Source organism: Cellulomonas sp. KRMCY2 (genome assembly GCF_000526515.1).
GTDB lineage: Bacteria > Actinomycetota > Actinomycetes > Actinomycetales > Cellulomonadaceae > Actinotalea.
In genome coordinates this window covers 1,473,619-1,492,062 of sequence record NZ_JAGF01000001.1, presented here as the reverse complement: position 1 = coordinate 1,492,062, position 18,444 = coordinate 1,473,619, and the positions used below count along the sequence as shown (strand labels likewise).

At 73.0% G+C, this 18,444-nt stretch carries 15 protein-coding genes; 9 read left to right on the top strand and 6 right to left on the bottom strand.

Going from position 1 to position 18,444, the window contains the following annotated elements; translation table 11 throughout:
• Positions 1–4: 4 nt before the first annotated feature.
• The gene (locus tag K415_RS0107215; RefSeq protein WP_024286404.1) at positions 5–1,486 is read left to right on the top strand and encodes a sensor domain-containing diguanylate cyclase; all 1,482 of its coding nucleotides are present in this window, start codon (positions 5–7) and stop codon (positions 1,484–1,486) included.
• Here K415_RS0107215 and K415_RS0107210 read toward each other — a convergent pair.
• The 6 genes from K415_RS0107210 to K415_RS0107185 all read right to left on the bottom strand — a co-directional run bounded on the left by K415_RS0107210 (position 1,395) and on the right by K415_RS0107185 (position 8,044).
• On the bottom strand, positions 1,395–2,177 hold the full coding sequence (locus K415_RS0107210; protein WP_369795194.1) for a sirohydrochlorin chelatase: 783 nt from the start codon (positions 2,175–2,177) through the stop codon (positions 1,395–1,397). The two genes, K415_RS0107215 and K415_RS0107210, sit on opposite strands and share 92 nt — an antisense overlap.
• On the bottom strand, positions 2,174–3,292 hold the full coding sequence (locus K415_RS0107205) for a uroporphyrinogen-III synthase (protein ID WP_024286402.1): 1,119 nt from the start codon (positions 3,290–3,292) through the stop codon (positions 2,174–2,176). The genes K415_RS0107210 and K415_RS0107205 overlap by 4 nt, the downstream gene beginning before the upstream one ends.
• Complete coding sequence (gene cobA / locus K415_RS0107200; RefSeq protein WP_024286401.1) at positions 3,285–4,484, bottom strand: uroporphyrinogen-III C-methyltransferase; 1,200 nt, start codon at positions 4,482–4,484, stop codon at positions 3,285–3,287. Before cobA ends, K415_RS0107205 begins: the two co-directional genes overlap by 8 nt.
• Positions 4,481–4,933 (bottom strand): nitrite reductase small subunit NirD, encoded by a 453-nt coding sequence (nirD, locus tag K415_RS0107195; protein WP_024286400.1) that lies wholly within the window; start codon positions 4,931–4,933, stop codon positions 4,481–4,483. Before nirD ends, cobA begins: the two co-directional genes overlap by 4 nt.
• Positions 4,930–7,566 carry a nitrite reductase large subunit NirB gene (gene nirB, locus K415_RS0107190; RefSeq protein WP_024286399.1) on the bottom strand — a complete coding sequence of 879 codons (2,637 nt, stop codon included), beginning with the start codon at positions 7,564–7,566 and terminating at the stop codon, positions 4,930–4,932. Before nirB ends, nirD begins: the two co-directional genes overlap by 4 nt.
• Before the next feature lie 262 nt (positions 7,567–7,828).
• The gene (locus K415_RS0107185) at positions 7,829–8,044 is read right to left on the bottom strand and encodes a hypothetical protein (protein ID WP_155859390.1); all 216 of its coding nucleotides are present in this window, start codon (positions 8,042–8,044) and stop codon (positions 7,829–7,831) included.
• 141 nt (positions 8,045–8,185) lie between these two features.
• Here K415_RS0107185 and K415_RS0107180 point away from each other — a divergent pair, with 141 nt between their 5' ends.
• The 8 genes from K415_RS0107180 to K415_RS0107145 all read left to right on the top strand — a co-directional run bounded on the left by K415_RS0107180 (position 8,186) and on the right by K415_RS0107145 (position 18,437).
• Positions 8,186–10,711, top strand: a complete 2,526-nt coding sequence (locus K415_RS0107180; RefSeq protein ID WP_024286397.1) for a lysylphosphatidylglycerol synthase transmembrane domain-containing protein — start codon at positions 8,186–8,188, stop codon at positions 10,709–10,711.
• Between the two features lie 180 nt (positions 10,712–10,891).
• Complete coding sequence (locus K415_RS22620) at positions 10,892–11,425, top strand: hypothetical protein (RefSeq protein WP_024286396.1); 534 nt, start codon at positions 10,892–10,894, stop codon at positions 11,423–11,425.
• A gap of 57 nt (positions 11,426–11,482) precedes the next feature.
• Positions 11,483–12,166: an ABC transporter ATP-binding protein gene (locus K415_RS0107170; RefSeq protein ID WP_024286395.1), complete on the top strand. Its 684-nt coding sequence runs from the start codon at positions 11,483–11,485 to the stop codon at positions 12,164–12,166.
• Positions 12,163–13,746, top strand: coding sequence for a DUF6297 family protein (locus K415_RS0107165; protein WP_155859389.1), 1,584 nt, complete (start codon positions 12,163–12,165; stop codon positions 13,744–13,746). The genes K415_RS0107170 and K415_RS0107165 overlap by 4 nt, the downstream gene beginning before the upstream one ends.
• Before the next feature lie 210 nt (positions 13,747–13,956).
• Positions 13,957–15,018, top strand: coding sequence for a LacI family DNA-binding transcriptional regulator (locus K415_RS0107160; RefSeq protein WP_024286393.1), 1,062 nt, complete (start codon positions 13,957–13,959; stop codon positions 15,016–15,018).
• A 78-nt stretch (positions 15,019–15,096) separates the two neighbouring features.
• Entirely contained in the window at positions 15,097–16,395 is a 1,299-nt protein-coding gene (locus K415_RS0107155) for an extracellular solute-binding protein (RefSeq protein ID WP_024286392.1), read from the top strand.
• 125 nt (positions 16,396–16,520) lie between these two features.
• Entirely contained in the window at positions 16,521–17,486 is a 966-nt protein-coding gene (locus K415_RS0107150; protein ID WP_231494843.1) for a carbohydrate ABC transporter permease, read from the top strand.
• Between the two features lie 117 nt (positions 17,487–17,603).
• Complete coding sequence (locus K415_RS0107145; RefSeq protein WP_369795272.1) at positions 17,604–18,437, top strand: carbohydrate ABC transporter permease; 834 nt, start codon at positions 17,604–17,606, stop codon at positions 18,435–18,437.
• The last annotated feature ends 7 nt before the right edge of the window (positions 18,438–18,444 follow it).

Below are 18,444 nucleotides of genomic sequence, written 5' to 3'. Positions count from 1 at the left end.
AACCTTGCTGACCCCTGACCTCGACCTGTCACCGGTCCTGCCGCGCATCCCGAAGGCGATCGGCGCGGTCGCGGCTGCCGGGGCGGCGATCCCGGCCTTCAGCTGGCTGAAGGACGCCGGCCTCGTCGTGGGCCCACCCGTGACGCTCGCCCTGCTGCTGCTCCTGATCTTCGTCTGCTCGGGCGAGACCGTGCAGACCATGCTCGGCGGCGGTCGGATCGGCAACCGGCCACTGCTGCGGCTGGTCGTCGCCTCGGGCGTGCTCGCCGCCCTCTGCTGGACGGCCGGGTGGTCGGCCTTCCTGCCGGCGACGGCGGTGCTCGTCGGCGTCATCCACATCCAGCGATCCGGCAGCTGGATCTGGCCGATCGTCGGCGGCGTCGTGACGACCTTCGCGGTGCTCGGCGAGCTCGGCGTCGCGCTCGGCCTGCTGCCCACCGTCGTGGCGCCGGAGCACAGCCACATCGCGGCGCTGGTGATGCTCGGCCTGGCGTGGCTGGGGATCGCGAGCGTCGGCACGAGCGTCGCTGAGCGGGAACGCTCCCAGAACGCCCTCGCCCGGGCCGAGGCCCGGCTGCGTGCGCTGATGGAGAGCTCGACGGACGTCCTGACGGTCAGCAACTCGCTCGGGCTGCTCACCTACGTCAGCCCCGCAGTGGAACGGGCGATGGGGTACGCACCCGATGCGCTGGTCGGCTCACCGCTGCTCAACCTCGTGGACGCCGACTACCGCACCGACGTCCAGAACATCCTGGCCGACGTCATCCGCCAGGGCACCGGGGCGCGGGCCCGGCTCGACGTGCTCGTCGTGCACGCGAGCCTCGAGCGCCGGTGGTACGAGTGGACGGTCCACAACCTGCTGCACGACCCGTTGGTCGAGGGCTTCGTCGTGGACCAGCGGGACGTGACCGAGCGGCTGCTGCACTCCGAGGCCCTGGCGCACGCCGCCGCGCACGACGACCTCACCGGCCTGGCCAACCGCGGTGAGCTGATGCGTCGCCTCGCCGCCTGCCTGCCCGAGGCCACCCCGGGGGCCGGGGTGGCAGTGCTCTTCATCGACCTCGACCGGTTCAAGGAGGTCAACGACACCTACGGCCACGCGGCGGGCGACAGCCTCCTGACAGTGATCTCCGAGCGCCTCAAGGGCTGTCTGCGCGCGCACGACCACCTCGCCCGGCTGGGTGGCGACGAGTTCTGCGCGATCCTCACCGAGGTCAACGACGGCGCGGAGGTCACCACGATCGTGAACCGTCTGGCCGCAGCGGTCCAGCAGCCGGTGGTGCTGCGGACCGGGACGGTGCAGGTGGGCGTGAGCGTCGGCGCGGCGTTGGCGACCGACGGTCGGTGCGACCCGGCTGCGCTCTTCGCGGCGTCCGACGCGGCGATGTACCAGGTCAAGAACCGGCGACGGCGGAACGACGTGCTGCTGCGTACCGATCCAGCGCCATCGCGACGAGGGTCGGATGGGGAGCCAACGGGGCGGTGACGAGGTCGGCGCCGGCTGCCTGCAGCCGGTCGTGGAAGAACCCCGGGGCCAGCAGGTACGCGGCAACGACGACGCGCTGCGCGCCACCGCGGCGCGCCGCGGCCACGGCCTGCGGTACGGACGGGTCGCAGCCTGCCCCGTAGCCGACGGTGACCGGACCCCGCCGCTGCGACTGCAGCTCGCGCGCAACGTGCTCGACGTCGTCGGCGGCCCGTCGGTCGCTGGAGCCGGCCGCCGCGAGCACGACCGCATCGTCGACCCGGGCACCGGCCTCCGTCAGCCGCTCGTCCAGCAGCGCGGCCAGGCGTGGGTCCGGCCCGAGCGGTGCGGCAGCCAGCGCGCGTCCGCCGGCGACCGCCGCGGCGATGTCGACGTGCACGTGGTAGCCGCCCGACAGGAGCAGCGGGACGACCACCACCGGCGGCCCGGCAGGTGCGTCGGTCTGCGCCTCGGCGACGACGGCCGCCACCTCCGGCTGCTGGACGTCGACGAAGGCCTCGCGCACGTCGAGCTCCGGTCGGGCGGCGGCGATGGCGTCGAGCAGCGCACGGATCGTCCGGCGACCGGCCGGGTCGCTCGTGCCGTGCGAGCAGCCGATCAGGACCGGTCGGGCGAGGGCGCCGTCAGCCATCGGGTCACCGCCGTTCGGGTGGGCAGCCGTGCGGGTGGGCACCGGGCCCGTCCTGGTCACGATGGCACCGTCTGGAGCCGGTAGCCACGTTTGACCACCGTGCGGATGAGGTCACGCGAGGTGGCATCGCGCAGCCGGGCCACCGCGACCTCGGCCGCGTGCGGGTCCAGCGAGGTCCCCGGGAGGGCCGCGAGCACCTCGGACCGCCCGACGACGCCGCCGGCCGCCGCCGCGAGCAGCCGGAGCACCTCGAGGCTCGACGGCGAGAGAGCGAGCACCCGGCCGTCGAGCACCGCGGCGCCCCGGTGCACCTGCAGCGGTCCGGCGACGGTGGCCAGCGCCTTGGTCCGTCGGTCGTCGAAGTGCGCGACGAGGGTCCGGACCAACGACCCGAGCCGACCGCGGTCGGGCATCAGCGGGGTGATCCCGGCCTCCAGCAGCGGCCGTGCGGTCACCGGGCCGACGACAGCGGCCAGCAGCCCGCCGCCGGCGAACCGCCGGCGCAGGGCGGCCTGGACCCCGGCCTCGGCCGCCGCCGCGAGCCAGGCTGCCGCGCCCGGCGCGGAGGTGAACACCACGACGTCGATCTCGCCGCCGGCCGCGGCACGGACCGAGGCCTCGAGGGCGGCGGGGTCCGGCGGCGGACCCCAGCGGTAGACCACGAGGCTCTGCACCACGGCCCCGGCCGCGGCGAAGGCCTCGTCGAGCCCGTCGGCGCCGGCCCCGTGGTGCTGCACGGCGATCCGCCGTCCGGCGACACCCTCGTCCAGCAGGACCTCGGCGATCTCGGCGGACGTCTCGGACTCGGCGACCCAGTCCGCGTGCAGACCGGCGGCCTGGATGGCGCCCCGGGCCTTGGGGCCGCGCGCGACGATCCGGGCGCTGCCGAGCACCGCGAGCAACGGGTCGAGCAGCCCGACGGCATCGGCCGCCTCGGTCCACCCGCGGAAGCCGATGCCGGTGGTGACGACGACGATCTCCGGCGGACGGGCGATCACGGCGCGCGTGCCCTCCGCGAGCGCGGCGTCGTCGATGTGCCCCGCGATGCTCATCGCCGCGGCGTGCCGCACGACCGCGCCACGCCGCGCCAGGGCGGTGCCCAGCTCGGCGGAGCGTCGGTCCGCCGTCACCAGGACGACGCAGCCGGCCATGGTCTGGCTGATCGGCTCAGCCATCCAGGAGCCCCTCGGCCGCGACCCGGCCCAGCACGATCACCGCCGGCGCCCGGACGCCGACCTCCGCGGCTCGTCGCACGACGCCGTCGAGGCGTGCCCGGGTGACCCGCTGCCGCGCGGTCGCGCCGCTCTCGACGACGGCCACCGGAAGGGCGGGGTCGACACCGGCCCGCAGGGCGTCCTCGACCAGGGCGGCGAGCATCGCGACCCCCATCAGCACGACGAGGGTCGAGCCGTCGTGCAGCGCCTGCCGCGCGGCGGCGGTCAGGCCGTCGTGACCGCTGAGGACGTGGAACGACGTCGTGACGCCGCGGTGGGTCAACGGGATGCCGGCGAGCGCCGGGACGGACAGTGCGCTGCTGACCCCGGGCACGACCTCCACCGGGACGCCCGCCTCGCGGCAGGCGAGCACCTCTTCGCCACCACGGCCGAAGACGAAGGGGTCGCCGCCCTTGAGCCGCACGACCGTCTGGCCCCGCTGGGCGCGCTCGACCAGGATCTGGCCGATCTCGTGCTGCGGGACCGGGTGGTTCCCCGGGCTCTTGCCGACGTGCACGATCTCGACGTCCGGGCCGAGCTCTGCCAGCACGTCGGTCGGCCCGAGGCGGTCCGTGACCACGACGTCGGCCTCGGCGAGCGCTCGGCGGCCGCGCAGGGTCAGCAGGTCGACGTCGCCCGGTCCGCCGCCGACCAGGACGACCCGGCCGGTGCCGCCCGCCCGGCGACGGCGCAGGTCGGCCCCGCCCGAGCGCAGCGTCGCGGCGAGCTGGTCGCGCACCGCACGGGACCGACCAGGGTCGGGAGCGCCGGTGGACACGACCCCGACGAGCACCTCGCCGACCCGGGTCGTCGACGGCGACCTGGCCGTCCCGCGCGTCACGTCACCGGCGTGCACGCAGAAGGTCCGGCGATCCAGCGCCCACCGCGCGACCTGGGCATCGACCGCGTGGTCCCCTGTCGCGGTGTGCACGAGCCACGCCGCGTCGAGGTCCACCGCCTGCACCTCGCCGCACCGCCAGCGGACCACCCGGTCCTCGACGAGCTCGGCGAGCTCCTCGCACAGCTGCGGGGCGACGACCAGGACGTCCGCACCGGCCAGGCGCATGGCCTGGGCACGCCGCGCCGCGACCGGTCCCCCGCCGGCGACGACGACGCGACGTCCGGCCAGGTCGACACCGAGCAGCGTGGTCACCGGACGGCCCGCTCCCTGCCAGCGGACCCGACGGGCAGCGCAGGCAGAGCAGTCCCGGGGATCACGGCGGACCCGACCAGGACGAGGCCGCCCTCGACCCGGACCGGCCAGGTGCGCAGGTCGACCGGTTCGCGGCCCATCGCGTCGAGGCAGGCGCCGGTCCGCAGGTCGAAGACCTGCTTGTACATCGGCGAGGCCACCGTCGGCACGTCACCCCGGGTGCCGACGATGCCGCGCGCGATGACGTGGGCGGCACTGAACGGGTCGAGCTGCTGGACCGCGTGCACGACCTGGGCCGAGCCGTCGGGTCCGAGCAGGCGGAACAGCGCCACCTGCTCGCCCGCGACCAGGGCGGCGGCACCACGTTCGGGCACCAGGTCGGCCAGGTGGCACACGGCCGTCCAGGCCAGCCGGTCGGACGCGGTGCCCAGGACCTGGACCCCGCTCATCGGGCCACCGCCGGTCCGGTCCGCACCGCGAGGGTCGTCCCGGCGACGAGGACCGCGCCGTCGCCGGCCCGCTCCTGCGCCGTCGCCGGACGCACCTGGCCACGCTCGGCCACGTAGGCGAGCGAGGGGTCCGGCGTCGTCGGGGCGTTGACGAACGAGGCGAACCGGTGCAGCTTGTCCGGGTCGTCGAGGGTCGCCCGCCACTCGTCGGTGTAGGCGTCGACGTGCGCGGCCATCGCGGCGTCCAGGTCGGCCGCGATGCCCAGGCTGTCGTCGAGGACGACCGCCCGGACGCCGTCGAGGCCGCCCTCGACCTCCTCGATCCACGGTGCCGTGCGCTGCAGCCGGTCCGCCGTGCGGACGTAGTACATGAGGAACCGGTCGATGGTCCGGATCAGCGTCTCGGTGTCGAGGTCCTCGGCGAGCAGCTGCGCGTGCCGTGGGGTGAAGCCGCCGTTGCCGCCGACGTACATGTTCCAGCCCTTGTCCGTCGCGATGACCCCGACGTCCTTGCCCCGCGCCTCCGCGCACTCGCGTGCGCAGCCGGAGACGCCGAGCTTGATCTTGTGCGGTGAGCGCAGGCCGCGGTAGCGCAGCTCGAGCTCGACGGCCAGCGCGACGGAGTCCTGGACGCCGAACCGGCACCAGGCCGAGCCGACGCACGACTTCACCGTGCGCAGCGACTTGCCGTAGGCGTGACCGGACTCGAAGCCGGCGTCGACCAGGCGCTGCCAGATGTCGGGCAGCTGCTCGATCCGGGCACCGAACATGTCGATCCGCTGGCCTCCGGTGATCTTGGTGTAGAGCCCGAAGTCCTTGGCCACCTGGCCGACGGCGATCAGGCCGTCCGGGGTGATCTCACCGCCGGGAATGCGTGGCACCACCGAGTAGGAGCCGTCCTTCTGCAGGTTCGCCATGACGTGGTCGTTGGTGTCCTGCAGGGTCGCCGTCTCGCCGTCGAGCACGTGCCCGGCGCCGAGCGACCCGAGGATCGAGGCGACGACGGGCTTGCAGATGTCGCAGCCGCGGGCACCTGCCGGCAGGCCGGCCCGGCCGTGCTTGGCCAGGATCTGGCTGAACGTGCGCAGCCCGGTGACCCGGACCGCGTCGAAGAGCTGGGCCCTGGAGAGCTCGATGTGCTCGCACAGGGCCTTGCTCACCGTGATGCCGGACCTCTCGAGCTCGGTCGTGACGAGCTTCTTGACCAGGGGCAGGCAGGAGCCGCAGCTCGTGCCGGCCCGCGTGCAGGCCTTGACGCCGGCGAGGTCGGTGCACCCGTGCTCGGTCACCGCGGCGCGGATCGTCCCGGCCGTCACGTTGTTGCACGAGCAGACCGCTGCGTCGTCCGGCAGCGCCACCACGGGACGGCCGGCCGATCCGGCGCCCTCCGGCAGCAGGTAGGAGCCCGGGTCGCCGTCGAGCGGGCGGCCGAGCATCGGGCGCAGCGACGCGTACGCGGACGCGTCGCCGACGAGCACCCCGCCGAGCAGCGTCCGGGCGTCGTCGGACAGCACGAGCTTGGTGTAGAGCCCCGCCACCGGGTCGGCGTGCACGAGCTCGAGCGCGCCCGGGGTCGTGGCGAAGGCGTCGCCGAAGCTCGCGACGTCGACCCCGGTGAGCTTGAGCTTCGTCGCGGTCTCCGCACCGGGGAAGGCGGCCGCCCCACCGAGGAGGCGGTCGACCACGACCTCCGCCATGGCGTAGCCCGGGGCGACGATGCCGTGCACGCACCCGCCGATGCAGGCGACCTCACCGACCGCGTAGACGGCCGGGTCCGCGGTACGGCAGGTCCCGTCGACGACGACCCCACCGCGTTGCCCGACCTCGAGCCCGGCCGCGCGGCCCAGCTCGTCCCGCGGGCGGACCCCGGTGGCGAGCACGACGACGTCGACGTCCAGGCGCCCGCCGTCGGCGAAGTCCATCCGCCGCACCGACCCGTCCCGGCCGGGCCGCAGCCGCGACGTCGAGGTGTTGAGCCGGACGGCGACGCCCTTGGCGTTGATCAGCCGGCGCAGCGCCTCACCGCCGCCGTCGTCCACCTGCTGGGGCATCAGGCGGGGCCCGAACTGGACGACTGTGCTGTTCGCGCCGAGCGCCTGCAGCGCACCGGCGGCCTCGAGCCCGAGCAGCCCGCCCCCGACGACGGCGCCGCGCACCGGTCGGTGCCGGCGTGCCGCCGCCTGCTCGACCCAGCCCCGCAGCGCCGCGACGTCGTCGATCGTGCGGTAGACGAAGACGCCGGGCAGATCGGTGCCCTCGATCGGCGGGACGGCCGCGGACGAGCCGGTGGCGAGCACCAGGGTGTCGTAGTGGTCGGTCCTGGTCAGGCCGTTGCGTGACGTCGTGACGGTCCGCGCCGCGCGGTCGATCGCGGTGACCGTCGTGCCGCGCACCAGGTCCACCAGCGGGTCGTCCCAGAGGTCCGCGTGACCGAGCGCGAGATCGGCGGCGTCCCGGCCGGAGAAGTAGGTGGTCAGCGCGACGCGGTCGTAGGGCGCCCGGGGCTCCTCGGCGTAGACCGTGACCCGCCAGGTGCCGTCGGTGTCCCGGTCGCGCAGGGCCTCGACGAGCCGGTGCGCGACCATGCCGCCGCCGACGACGACGAGGTGCTGCGGCCCACCGGTTCCCCCCATCCCTGCACGGTACGGACCGGGTATTTCACCGACGGTGCTGTCGTGTTTCGGCTCTGTCACGGGCACGACAGGGTTCTGGCCGGTCAGGTCGTCGTCCATCGGGTCGGTGGCCTCCTGGTGCACCCGGCCCCGGGATGGGCCGTGCGGACGACGCTAGGAAGCGGGTGTTACACGCACGGCGTGCTGCGGTTACCCGCACGCAACAGTTCCCGCACACCGTGGGGGAGCAGGCTGTGAGAACGGCGCGCGGACGGTGCACGCCTCAGTCCCGGTCGCGGAACCCGCCGCCGTGCTTCTTGTGCACGGCCTGTCGGCTCACGCCCAGGACTGTCGCGATCGCCGCCCACGACGCGCCGCGCACCTTCGCCCGTCGGACGAGCACCGCCTCGCGCTGCTCGATCTCCTTGCGCAGGCTGACCAGCGCCTGCAGCGACGTCAGGGGGTCGTCCCCGTCCGCCTGGGCCACGAGGTGGCTCAACCGATCGTCCTTCCGCACAGCGCCTCCGTGTCGTCGCCCCTGTCCGTCAATGATGGTTGACGCGACCGCGTCTGTCAACCCCGGATGACAGCTGCAGGTATGTCGCATGTTCCGCAGGCGCGCCGCCATAGACTCGCCCCCATGCCGACCCCGCCGTCCCGAGGCCGCGGGCGCCTTGCTGGACGCGGGAGCGCCGACCACGGCGTCCGCATCGTCGACACCCCTGCCGTCCGGGTGCACCATCCCGGCGACCTGGTGGCAGCGGTGCTCACCGTCCTGGCGATCGGGCTCGTCCTCGGGCTGGCGATCTACGCCCGGGGCACCACGACCGGCGTCACCGAGGACGTCCGCGGCTTCAACTCGGTGATCGAGCGGATCCTGTTCCTGCCGGTCGCTGTGCTCGAGGGACTCATCACCTTCGTGACCCCGCTCGCGGTGCTCACCGAGCTCGTGCTGCGTCGCCTCATGCGGCACGCGTTCGAGGCCGTCGCGGCGGCCGTCATCGGGATCCTCGTCGCCCTGCTCACCGCCTGGCTGATCACCGACTTCGGCATCGACGAGCTGCAGTCGTCGTTCACCGTGTGGAGCCGTGCCCAGCAGGCCTCGGTCGTGACGATCCCCGCCCTGATGACCGGGACGGCCGCCCTGCTGACGGCCGCCGGCGCGCGCAACCGGCGGCGCTCCGTCGCCTGGTCGTGGAACCTGCTGTGGGTCGGCCTCGGCGTCGCCCTGATCACCGGTCTGATCACGCTGCCCGGCGCACTGATGACGGTGCTGCTCGGACGGCTCGTCGGACTGCTCACCCGGTACACGTCCGGCGTGCAGAGCGAGCGGGCCTACGGCGCGGCCCTGGTCGACGGGATCCGCCGTGCGGGCTTCGAACCGGTGCGCCTGATCCGGGTACGCGACGTCGCCGCCCAGCACCCGGGTGGCGACGACCAGCTCGCGATGGACCTCGCCGCCGTGGCGATCACGCGCTACGGCGACAACCGCGTCTACGCCATGACGACGGAGCACGGCGAGCGGCTCGACGTCGTCGTGCTCGACGGCGACCGGCAGGTGATCGGCTTCCTGGCCCGGTTCTGGCGGTCCCTGCGGCTGCGCGGGATCGACGGCCGCGCGGTGGTCTCGCTGCGGCAGGCGGCCGAGCGGGCCGCGCTCCTCGCCTACGCCGCATGGTCGGCCGGCGTGCGCACGCCCAGGCTGCTCGCCCTGGCGGAGTCCGAGGACTCGATGCTGCTCATCCAGCAGCACGCGCACGGCGCCGTCCCGCTCCGCGACCTCCAGTCCGAGCAGCTGACCGACGACGTCCTCGACGCGGTCTGGGGCCAGCTGCGGATCGCGCACACCGCGGGTCTCGCGCACCGCGCCCTGACCTCGGACGTCGTCCTGGTCGAGCTCGAGCCGACCGGCCCGACCGTCGACCCCGCCACACCACCGGCCCCGATCGCCCTGCTGACCGGGTGGGAGTCCGGTGACGTCGCGTCCTCCGAGCTCGCGCGGCGGATGGACATCAGCCAGATGCTCGCCGTGCTCGCGCTGCGCGTCGGCGCCGAACGGGCGGTCGCCTCCGCGAGCCGGGTGCTCACCGACGCCGACCTGACCACGATCGGGCCGCTGCTGCAGAGCATCGCGCTGCCCCGGGCGACCCGCGAGGAGGCCCGGGCCAACCCCGGTGTGCTCGCCCAGGTCCGTGAGGCCCTGCTGGCGCGACTGCCCGAGGCGGACGTCGAGCCCGAGCGGCTGATCCGCTTCGGCGTCCGCACCGTCGTGACGATCGGGCTGGGCATCGCCGCGGCCGTCGTGGTCATCGCGACGCTCAACTTCCCGGAGATCCGCCGGGCTCTGGAGGCAGCCAAGCCGTGGTGGGCGGTCGTCGCCTTCGGCTGCGGGATGGCCACCTTCGTCGGGTCCGCCGTCACCCTGACCGCGTTCTCCCCGGTCAAGCTCCCGCTGTGGCGGGTGACCCTCGTGCAGACCGCCGCCGCCTTCGTCGCCCTGGTGGCACCGGCCGGCGTCGGGCCGGCGGCGCTCAACCTGCGGATGCTGACCCGCCGCGGCGTCTCGAACCCGCTGGCCGTCGCCACCGTCGGGCTCGTGCAGGTCTCCCAGCTGATCACGACGATCGCCCTGCTGGTCGTGTTCTCCCTGATCAGCGGCACGGAGGCATTCAAGATGCCGCCGACGACGGTGCTCGCGGCGGCGGCCCTGGTCGCGATCGCCATCGCTGCGGCGATGCTCGTGCCGTCGGTCCGGCAGTGGGTGTCGGCCAAGACGTTGCCGGTGTGGCGGCAGACCTGGCCGCGGCTGGTCCAGCTGCTCAGCCAGCCGCGCCGCTTCGCCCGGGCCGCCCTCGGCAACCTGATCATGACTCTCGGCTACCTCGGGGCCTTCTACGCCAGCCTCGCGGCGTTCGGACGGCCGATGTCACTGATCGACCTGGCGCTCATCTACCTGATCGGCAACACGGCAGGCGCGCTCATCCCCACGCCCGGCGGCCTCGGCGGTGTCGAGACCGCTCTCGGCGTCGCCCTGGGCAGCATCGGTGGCGTGCCGCCGGCGATCGCGGCCTCGGTGGTCGCGCTGTTCCGGGCGCTGACCTTCTGGGCCCGCATCCCGTTCGGCTGGGTGGCCATGCGCGCGCTCCAGCGCTCCGGCGAGCTGTAGCCCGAGCCGGACGCACGGTTGCGCCCGACGGGGAGCCGTCGGCGTGGCGACGAGCACCCGGGACCATCGGCCCCCGGCCTCCGCTACCTTGATCGGGTTTGACACCGCCGTCCACCGCCCCCGTGGTCGAACGTCCTCGTCACCGAGCCCGGCCGCCGTCGTCGGCCGAAGGAGCCGATCATGACACCGCTGGGATCGCACGGAGCACCGGTCAGCAACGCGATCGACGAGACGGTCCAGTCCCTCGCCGCCGGGCTCGCGGGAGCCGACTGGCAGGTGACCCCCGGGCAGGCCGATGACCCGTGGCGCTTCGTGGCGCGGACCTCGGAGTTCCGGCTGCGGTGGATGGGGGTGCGGCTGCACACGTTCGTTTTCGTCGTGCCCCTGCGTGGTGGCGAGGACGTCGCGTGGCTGGACGCCCAGCTCAGGGCCGCGGTCCAGCACTCCCGGGCGAACAGGGGCGGGCTGCCCGAGGGCCTCCAGTCCGGGAGCGCCGTGGTCATGGTCAGCGTCGGGTCGGGTCTGAGCCCGGAGGTCCGGACGTGGGCCGGCCGCGCGCACGGCCAGCAGCTCGCGACCGTGACGCACCCGGTGCTGGTGGACCTCGCCACCGGCGACGTGCTGGAGCCGGCGCGGCCGGCGATCGGCGCGATCTACCACGGGTACCTGCGGGGCGTCGTGGCCCGCTTCGTCCGCGCGAGCGCGCGGGCGTGAACACCTGGTCCTCGGGGACGACGCACGGCACGCCGTCGGCCGCCTAGGGTCGTACGCATGACTGTCTCACCGCTCGTGCACGCCAAGGCCCTGCGTGTCGGCTACTCCGGCGAGCCCGTGTGCGCGCCGGTCGACCTGCGCGTCCGGCCCGGCGAGGTGCTCGCCCTGATCGGCCCCAACGGCACCGGCAAGTCGACGGTGCTGCGTGCGGTCCTCGGCCTGCTCGAGCCGCTCGGCGGGACGCTGACCGTGCTCGGCCGCGAGGTCGACGAGCGTTCGGCGGACTTCCGGGCGCGCGTCGCGGGCGTGCTCGACGACGACGCGTGGTTCCCCGGCCTGACCACCCGTGAGCACCTGCTGCTCACCGCTGCCGGCCACGGCGTGACGAACACCTCGACCGCCGTCGACGCGATCCTGGACACGTTCGGCCTGACCAGCCAGCAGCACGTGATCCCGTCGGCGCTCTCCTCGGGCCAGCGTCGGCGCCTGCTGCTCGCCGCGGCGTTCGTCCGGCCGCGCGACCTGCTCGTGCTGGACGAGCCCGAGCAGCGGCTCGACACCGCGATGCGGGCCTCGCTGGCCCAGCTGCTGCGTGCCGAGGCGGATGCCGGCGTGGGCGTCCTCCTCGCGACGCACGACCCCGCGCTGGTGACGGCCCTGGGTGCCGACGCCGTCGTGGTCGACGAGACGCGCAGCCGGCGCCTGCGGTGCGACGCCGCGGTGGCGGCGATGAGCGCATGACCCAGCCGTTGCGCGCGACCCTCGTGCACGACCCGGCCAAGGTGCCGAGCGGTGGACAGGTGCGGCACCTGACGGCCCGCATCCAGGGCGCCCGGCAGGGCCACGGTGCCGGCGCCGTGCTGATCGAGATCTGGTACACGATCATCACCGTCGGCCTGTCCGTCACCTTCGTGATCGGCATCGCGGACTCGATCCAGGCCTCGGCGCCCGGCGAGGGCGGTCCGGTCATGATCGCCGGTGAGCTCCCGGCGGCGCTCGTCGTGCTGGCGGCAGCCGGTGCCGTGCTCAGCCTGGCCGGTCGGCTCGGGCCGGTCGGCCTCGGTGGCGGCGGCGCTGCCTGGTGGCTGCCGATGCCGATCGACCGGCGCGGGCTGCTGCGACCGACCGTGCTGCGCTGGCCGTCGACCACCGCGGCGGCCGGTGCCGTCCTCGCCCCCCTGATCGTCTTCGCCTTCGGTGTGGACCTGACGATCAGCACGGTGCTCGCCTGGGCCGCCCTCGGCGGGGCATCCTTCGCCGCGCTGACCGCGCTCGCCGCGGTGGCCCAGAGCTGGCACCCCGGGGACCGGTCGGGCCGGAGCCATCGCAGCAACCGGGTGACCGCCGCCGTCGGCGACACCGTCCTGCTCGGCGCGACCGCAGCGGTGGCGGGCCTCGCGCTCGTCGGACCGGCCGCTGCGTCGGCGTCGGGCTGGGAGCTCGGAGGCGGCTGGTGGGCCTCGATCCCGCTGCTCCTGGCGGCCGTCGTCGGCACGCTGGTGGCCGAGCGTCGGACCGCGCTGCTGAGCGGTGCGGGGCTGCGCGCCCTCGGCTCCGTCGGCGACCGCGCGCAGGTCGCGGTCCTCTCGCTCGACCTGCGCGAGCTCAGCCGTGCACTGACGACCGGCACCGGCCGGGCCCGCCGACGCGGCTCGTTGCGGCTCGCGCCCGGCGGGCCCCGCCGCGCCGTCGTGCGCGCCGACCTCGTGCTCCTGGCGCGCACGCCCCGGCTGCTCGTCCAGATCGCCGTCGCCGCCCTGCTCGCCGTCGCCGCGACCCGGGTCACGCTGCTCGGCTCGGGTCTGCCGATGTACGGCACCCTGGTGCTGACGGGCTTCTGGGCGGCGAACACCTCGGCCGCCGGTGCGCGGCACGCGGACATGGCACCGGTCCTGGACCGGTTGCTGCCGCTGTCCGCCCGGGAGGTGCGGCTGACCCGTGGCGTCGTGCCGCTGGCGGCCGCCGCCGTGTGGACGGTCACGGTGCTCGGCCTCCAGGCCGCGCGCACCGGGGAGCCGCTCTGGCTCGCCCTCGCCCTCCCGTGGACGCTCGTGCTGGCCGTCGCCGCCCTGCGCAGCGCCTACCGGCCACCACCGCGCGCGTCCCGCGTGCCCGTCGCCTCCCCGATGGGCAGCGTGCCGCCGACCGGCGGGTTGTTCCACGGGCTCGACGTCGCCCTCGTCGGGACCCTGCCGACCGCGATCGCCCTCTACGTCGGGGTCGTGTCGTCGACGCTCGTCACGGCCCAGCTCGTCATGGCTGGGCTCGTCGTCGCCGTGCTCGTCGGAGTCAGCGGGACCAAGAAGCAGTCCCGCGTCTGACGACGGGCCGCAGCTCGCGCGGCTCGGACGGCGCAGACGGCGTGGACGGCGCGTCGCCAGGTGCCCTCCGGCGCCGATGGCGTCCCACGGTCGGCCCTACCGCACGCGCGACATCGGACAAACCATCACGATTCCATAACGCGCCTTGACGTCATGGAGTGGCCTGCGCCACTATCGAGACCTGCTAAATCGGTTTATCAGGGAGACGCGATGAAGCGTGTCGGCATCAAGGACGTGGCCCGCGGGGCCGGCGTGTCACCGACGACGGTGTCTCTCGTCCTCAACGGCCAGACCGAGGCGCGGATCCCCGCCGCCACGCGGGACCGGGTTCGTCGGGTCGCCGAGGAGATCGGCTACTCACCCAACTCCCTGGCCCGAAGCCTGCGCACCCGCCGCACCCACACCATCGGCCTCATCTCCGACCAGATCGCCACGACGCCCTTTGCCGTCCAGATGGTCGAGGCCGCCCAGGACGTCGCCCGGGAGAACGGCTACCTGCTCTTCCTGGTGAACACCGGCTCCGACGCGGAGGTCGAGCACGACGCGATCGAGGCCCTGCTGGCGCAGCAGGTCGACGGGATGATCTACGCCTGCATGTGGCACCGGGTCGTCGACGCACCGGCCCGCCTCCCGCTCGGCACGGTCTTCCTCGACGGCCGGCCGGCCGGCGGAGGCTTCCCGGCTGTCGTGCCGGACGACCGGGCCGGCGCGATGGCCGCCGTGCAGGAGCTCGTGGACCACGGTCACCGCCGAATCGCATACATCGACGCGGGCGAGGCCCCGGTCCCCATCGCGTCGGCGCTCCGGTACTCGGGCTACCTGGACGTGCTGCGGGCGGCGGGCATCGAGCCCGACCCGAGCCTGCACGTCGAGGCATCCATCACCACTGCCGCAGGGGGCGTGGCGGCGGCCGGCGAGCTCCTCGACCGTCCGCCCGGGCAGCGTCCGACCGCGCTCTTCTGCTTCAACGACCGCGTGGCGATGGGCGCCTACCGGGCCGCGCGCCACCGCGGCCTGGAGATCCCGCGGGACGTGTCGATCGTCGGCTACGACGACCAGCAGTACATCGCCGCGGCCCTCGACCCGCCACTGACGACCGTGGCCCTGCCGCACTACGAGATGGGTCGCTGGGCCGTCGAGGTCCTCGTCGGCCTGCGCGAAGCCCCGACGGAGAACGACGGCGTCGTCCTGATGCCGTGCCCGCTCATCCGCCGTGAGTCGGTGGCCCCGCCGCCGGCCGTGCCCGAAGGAACGAACGACGACGGGGCGTGACACAACAGATGGGCGTCAACCGACGTCCACCAACCGGAGGGTTCGACCTGCCAGTCGGGCCCAACGAAAGGAATCGCGATGACTCGCAAGTCCTTGACGGCGATCGTAGCCATCACCGCCGCATCAGCAACGATCCTGACCGCCTGCGGTCAGGCCGGTGAGTCGGACGACGGGGGGGACGGTGACAACGGCGGTACGACCCAGCTGACGATGTGGACACACTCGGCCGGCAACCCGGCCGAGCTGGAGGTCTACGAACAGATCATCTCTGACTTCAACGGATCCCAGGACCTGTACGAGGTCGTCATGGAGTCCTTCCCCCAGGGCGCCTACAACGACGCGATCGTCGCCGGTGCGGCGGCCGGAGATCTTCCCTGCCTGCTGGACATGGACGGTCCGATCGTCCCGAACTGGGCCTGGGCCGGCTACATCCAGCCACTCGGCATCTCGTCGGAGATCACCGACGCCCTGCTGCCCACAGCCGTCGGACGGTGGCAGGACGAGATCTACTCCGCCGGCTACTGGGACGCGGCACTGTCCATCTTCGCCCGGGAGTCGGTCCTCACCGAGAACGGGATCCGGATCCCGAGCACGGACGAGCCGTGGACCATCACCGAGTTCGACCAGGCGCTCGTCACTCTCCAGCAGGCCGGCTACGCCACCCCGCTGGACATCGGCGCCGAGGACACCGGTGAGTGGTGGCCCTACGCATACTCGCCCATGCTGCAGAGCGCCGGGGGCGACCTCATCGACCGCGACACCTTCCTCACCGCCGAAGGTGCGCTCAACGGTCCCGAGGCCGTGGCGTTCTTCACCTGGTTCCAGAGCGCCTTCGAGCGTGGCCTGACCAGCGATGCGGGCACCATCGGCAACGAGGAGTTCAACAACGACGAGGTCGCCCTGAGCTACACCGGGGTGTGGAACGCGATGGGCTCCCTCGAGGCGGTCGGCGACGACCTCCTCATCCTCCCGCCGCCTGACTTCGGCCAGGGCCCGAAGATCGGTGGCGCGTCGTGGCAGTGGGGCATCTCGGAGGCGTGCGAGTCGCCGGAGGGGGCCCGGGCCTACCTCGAGTTCAGCTTCAAGCCCGACTACGTCGCCGCATTCGCGGACAAGCAGGTCGTGATCCCAGCCCTGGCCGAGGCCGAGGAGCTCTCGGAGAACTTCGGCGAGGGCGACCCGCTGCAGCCGTTCGTCGAGCTGTCGCAGACGTACGCGGTCGAGCGCCCGCCCACACCGGCGTACGCCGTGATCTCCAGCGTGTTCGAGCGTGCCGCGAAGGACATCATGAACGGCGCCGACATCCAGACGACCCTGGATCAGGCAGTCAAGGAGATCGACACCAATATCGAGTCCAACGACGGCTACGGCTTCTGAGCCGACCGTCCTGAACGGCGGCCGGGGCGGTGCGCCCCGGCTCACCGGTCCCTCGGCGTCCCCTGGGCGACGTCGGACCGGCCGGGGCGCACCGCCACGCCCGGCCGCCGGAACGGATGTGCACCATGCCCGTCCCCATCACCCAGCAGGTCAGCCCGAACGCCTCACCACACGAGAGCGACCGTCAGGCGGGCCGACGCCGCCGCGGGGCCCGCGCCGCCCGTGAGGGCCACCGCTCCGCGTACTGGATGGTCGCCCCGGCGACCCTCCTGCTCGTGCTGTTCCTGATCGTCCCGGTGCTCCTCGCCTTCGGCCTGTCCTTCACGAACGCGCGGCTCATCTCGCCCAACCCGCCGCGGTTCGTCGGGCTGGACAACTTCGTCCGGGCGTTCACGGCGGACCCGACGTTCGTCCGCTCGCTGATCAACACGTTCGTCTTCGCTGTGGTCGTCGTCCCGGTCCAGGCCGGCCTCGCGCTCCTGATGGCGATCCTGGTCAACCAGAAGCTGCGCGGGGTCACCTGGTTCCGCGTCATCTTCTTCGTGCCTGTCGTCACCTCGATCGTCGTCATCTCGATCCTCTGGGACTTCATGTACCAGGGCGACGGGCTGATCAACTCGATGATCGACACGATCACGTTCGGGGCCTTCCAGGGCACCGACTGGCTGGGCAACCCCGACACGGCCCTCGGTGCGATCATCGTGCTGTCCATCTGGCAGGCCGTCGGCTTCCACATGATCATCTGGCTCTCCGGGCTGCAGACCATCCCGGAGGAGCTCTACGAGGCGGCGCGCATGGACGGCGCGAACGCGTGGCAGCAGTTCAAGGACGTCACCTGGCCGGGCCTGCGCTCGACCATGGTGTTCATCCTGGTCACCATCACCATCGCCGCCCTCGGCCTGTTCGTGCAGATCGATGTGATGACCCAGGGCGGTCCACGGGACGCGACCACGACCCTCGTCTTCCACGCCGTGCGCAAGGGGTACCGCGAGCAGGAGACCGGCTACGGCGCGGCCATCTCGCTCATCTTCTTCCTCATCGTGCTCGTCATCGCCCTGGTGCAGCGCTACCTCACCCGAGAGAAGGACTGAACCATGAGCGCACAGACCGCCGCCCGCGACACCGCGGCTCACGACATCGAGCGCCGCCGCAGCATCGACGAGGCCGCGCGGCGCAAGCGCCGTCGGCTCATCATCGGGTACGTGCCGATGGTCCTGCTGGCGCTGTTCTTCCTGTTCCCGCTGGTGTTCATGTTCGTGTCCAGCCTGAAGCCGGACGCACAGATCCTCAGCGACCTGGACTCACCGCAGGCCTTCCTGCCGGTGGGGGACATCAGCGTCCAGAACTACGTCGGCGTGTTCGACCGGGTGCCGGTCGCCCGGTTCATCCTCAACTCCGTTCTCGTCACCACGCTCATCGTCGGGCTCGGGCTGATCGTCAACTCGATGGCCGGATTCGCCCTGTCGCGCCTCGAGTGGACCGGGCGCAAGGTGCTGCTCACGCTCATCATCGCAACCCTCATCGTGCCCTTCGAGACCATCGCGATCCCGATGGTCTACTGGGTGTCCAAGCTCCCGACCCTCGTCCTCGAGAACGGTCGGCCGATGTACGACTACGGGTGGCTCAACTCGTACCACGTGCAGATCATCCCGTTCATCGCGAACGCCTTCTCCATCTTCCTGTTCACGCAGTACTTCTCGACGATCCCGAAATCCTTCGACGAGGCGGCCCGCATCGACGGCGCGGGCTGGTTCACGATCTACCGGCGGATCATCGTCCCGCTGTCCGGGCCGGCGTTCGCGACCGTCGCGATCCTCACCTTCCTCCCGGCGTGGAACCAGTACCTGTGGCCCCTGATGGTGGTCCAGCAGGAGGACCTGCGTCCGGTCATGGTCGGCATGCAGTACTTCTTCCAGATCAACCCCGCCTGGGGTGAGGTCATGGCGTACACGTCACTGATCACGCTGCCGGTGCTGGTCATGTTCCTGGCCTTCCAGCGGGCCTTCGTCAGCAGCATCGCCTCCAGTGGCGTGAAGGGGTAGACCGACC

Coding starts and splice junctions, on each gene's coding strand:
- K415_RS0107160 (WP_024286393.1), top strand. CDS start 13,957: ATGAAGCGTGTCGGCATCAAGGACGTGGCCCGCGGGGCCGGCGTGTCA.
- K415_RS0107165 (WP_155859389.1), top strand. CDS start 12,163: ATGACCCAGCCGTTGCGCGCGACCCTCGTGCACGACCCGGCCAAGGTG.
- nirD (WP_024286400.1), bottom strand. CDS start 4,933: ATGAGCGGGGTCCAGGTCCTGGGCACCGCGTCCGACCGGCTGGCCTGG.
- nirB (WP_024286399.1), bottom strand. CDS start 7,566: ATGGGGGGAACCGGTGGGCCGCAGCACCTCGTCGTCGTCGGCGGCGGC.
- K415_RS22620 (WP_024286396.1), top strand. CDS start 10,892: ATGACACCGCTGGGATCGCACGGAGCACCGGTCAGCAACGCGATCGAC.
- K415_RS0107180 (WP_024286397.1), top strand. CDS start 8,186: ATGCCGACCCCGCCGTCCCGAGGCCGCGGGCGCCTTGCTGGACGCGGG.
- K415_RS0107145 (WP_369795272.1), top strand. CDS start 17,604: ATGGTCCTGCTGGCGCTGTTCTTCCTGTTCCCGCTGGTGTTCATGTTC.
- K415_RS0107170 (WP_024286395.1), top strand. CDS start 11,483: ATGACTGTCTCACCGCTCGTGCACGCCAAGGCCCTGCGTGTCGGCTAC.
- K415_RS0107155 (WP_024286392.1), top strand. CDS start 15,097: ATGACTCGCAAGTCCTTGACGGCGATCGTAGCCATCACCGCCGCATCA.
- K415_RS0107150 (WP_231494843.1), top strand. CDS start 16,521: ATGCCCGTCCCCATCACCCAGCAGGTCAGCCCGAACGCCTCACCACAC.
- K415_RS0107205 (WP_024286402.1), bottom strand. CDS start 3,292: ATGGCTGAGCCGATCAGCCAGACCATGGCCGGCTGCGTCGTCCTGGTG.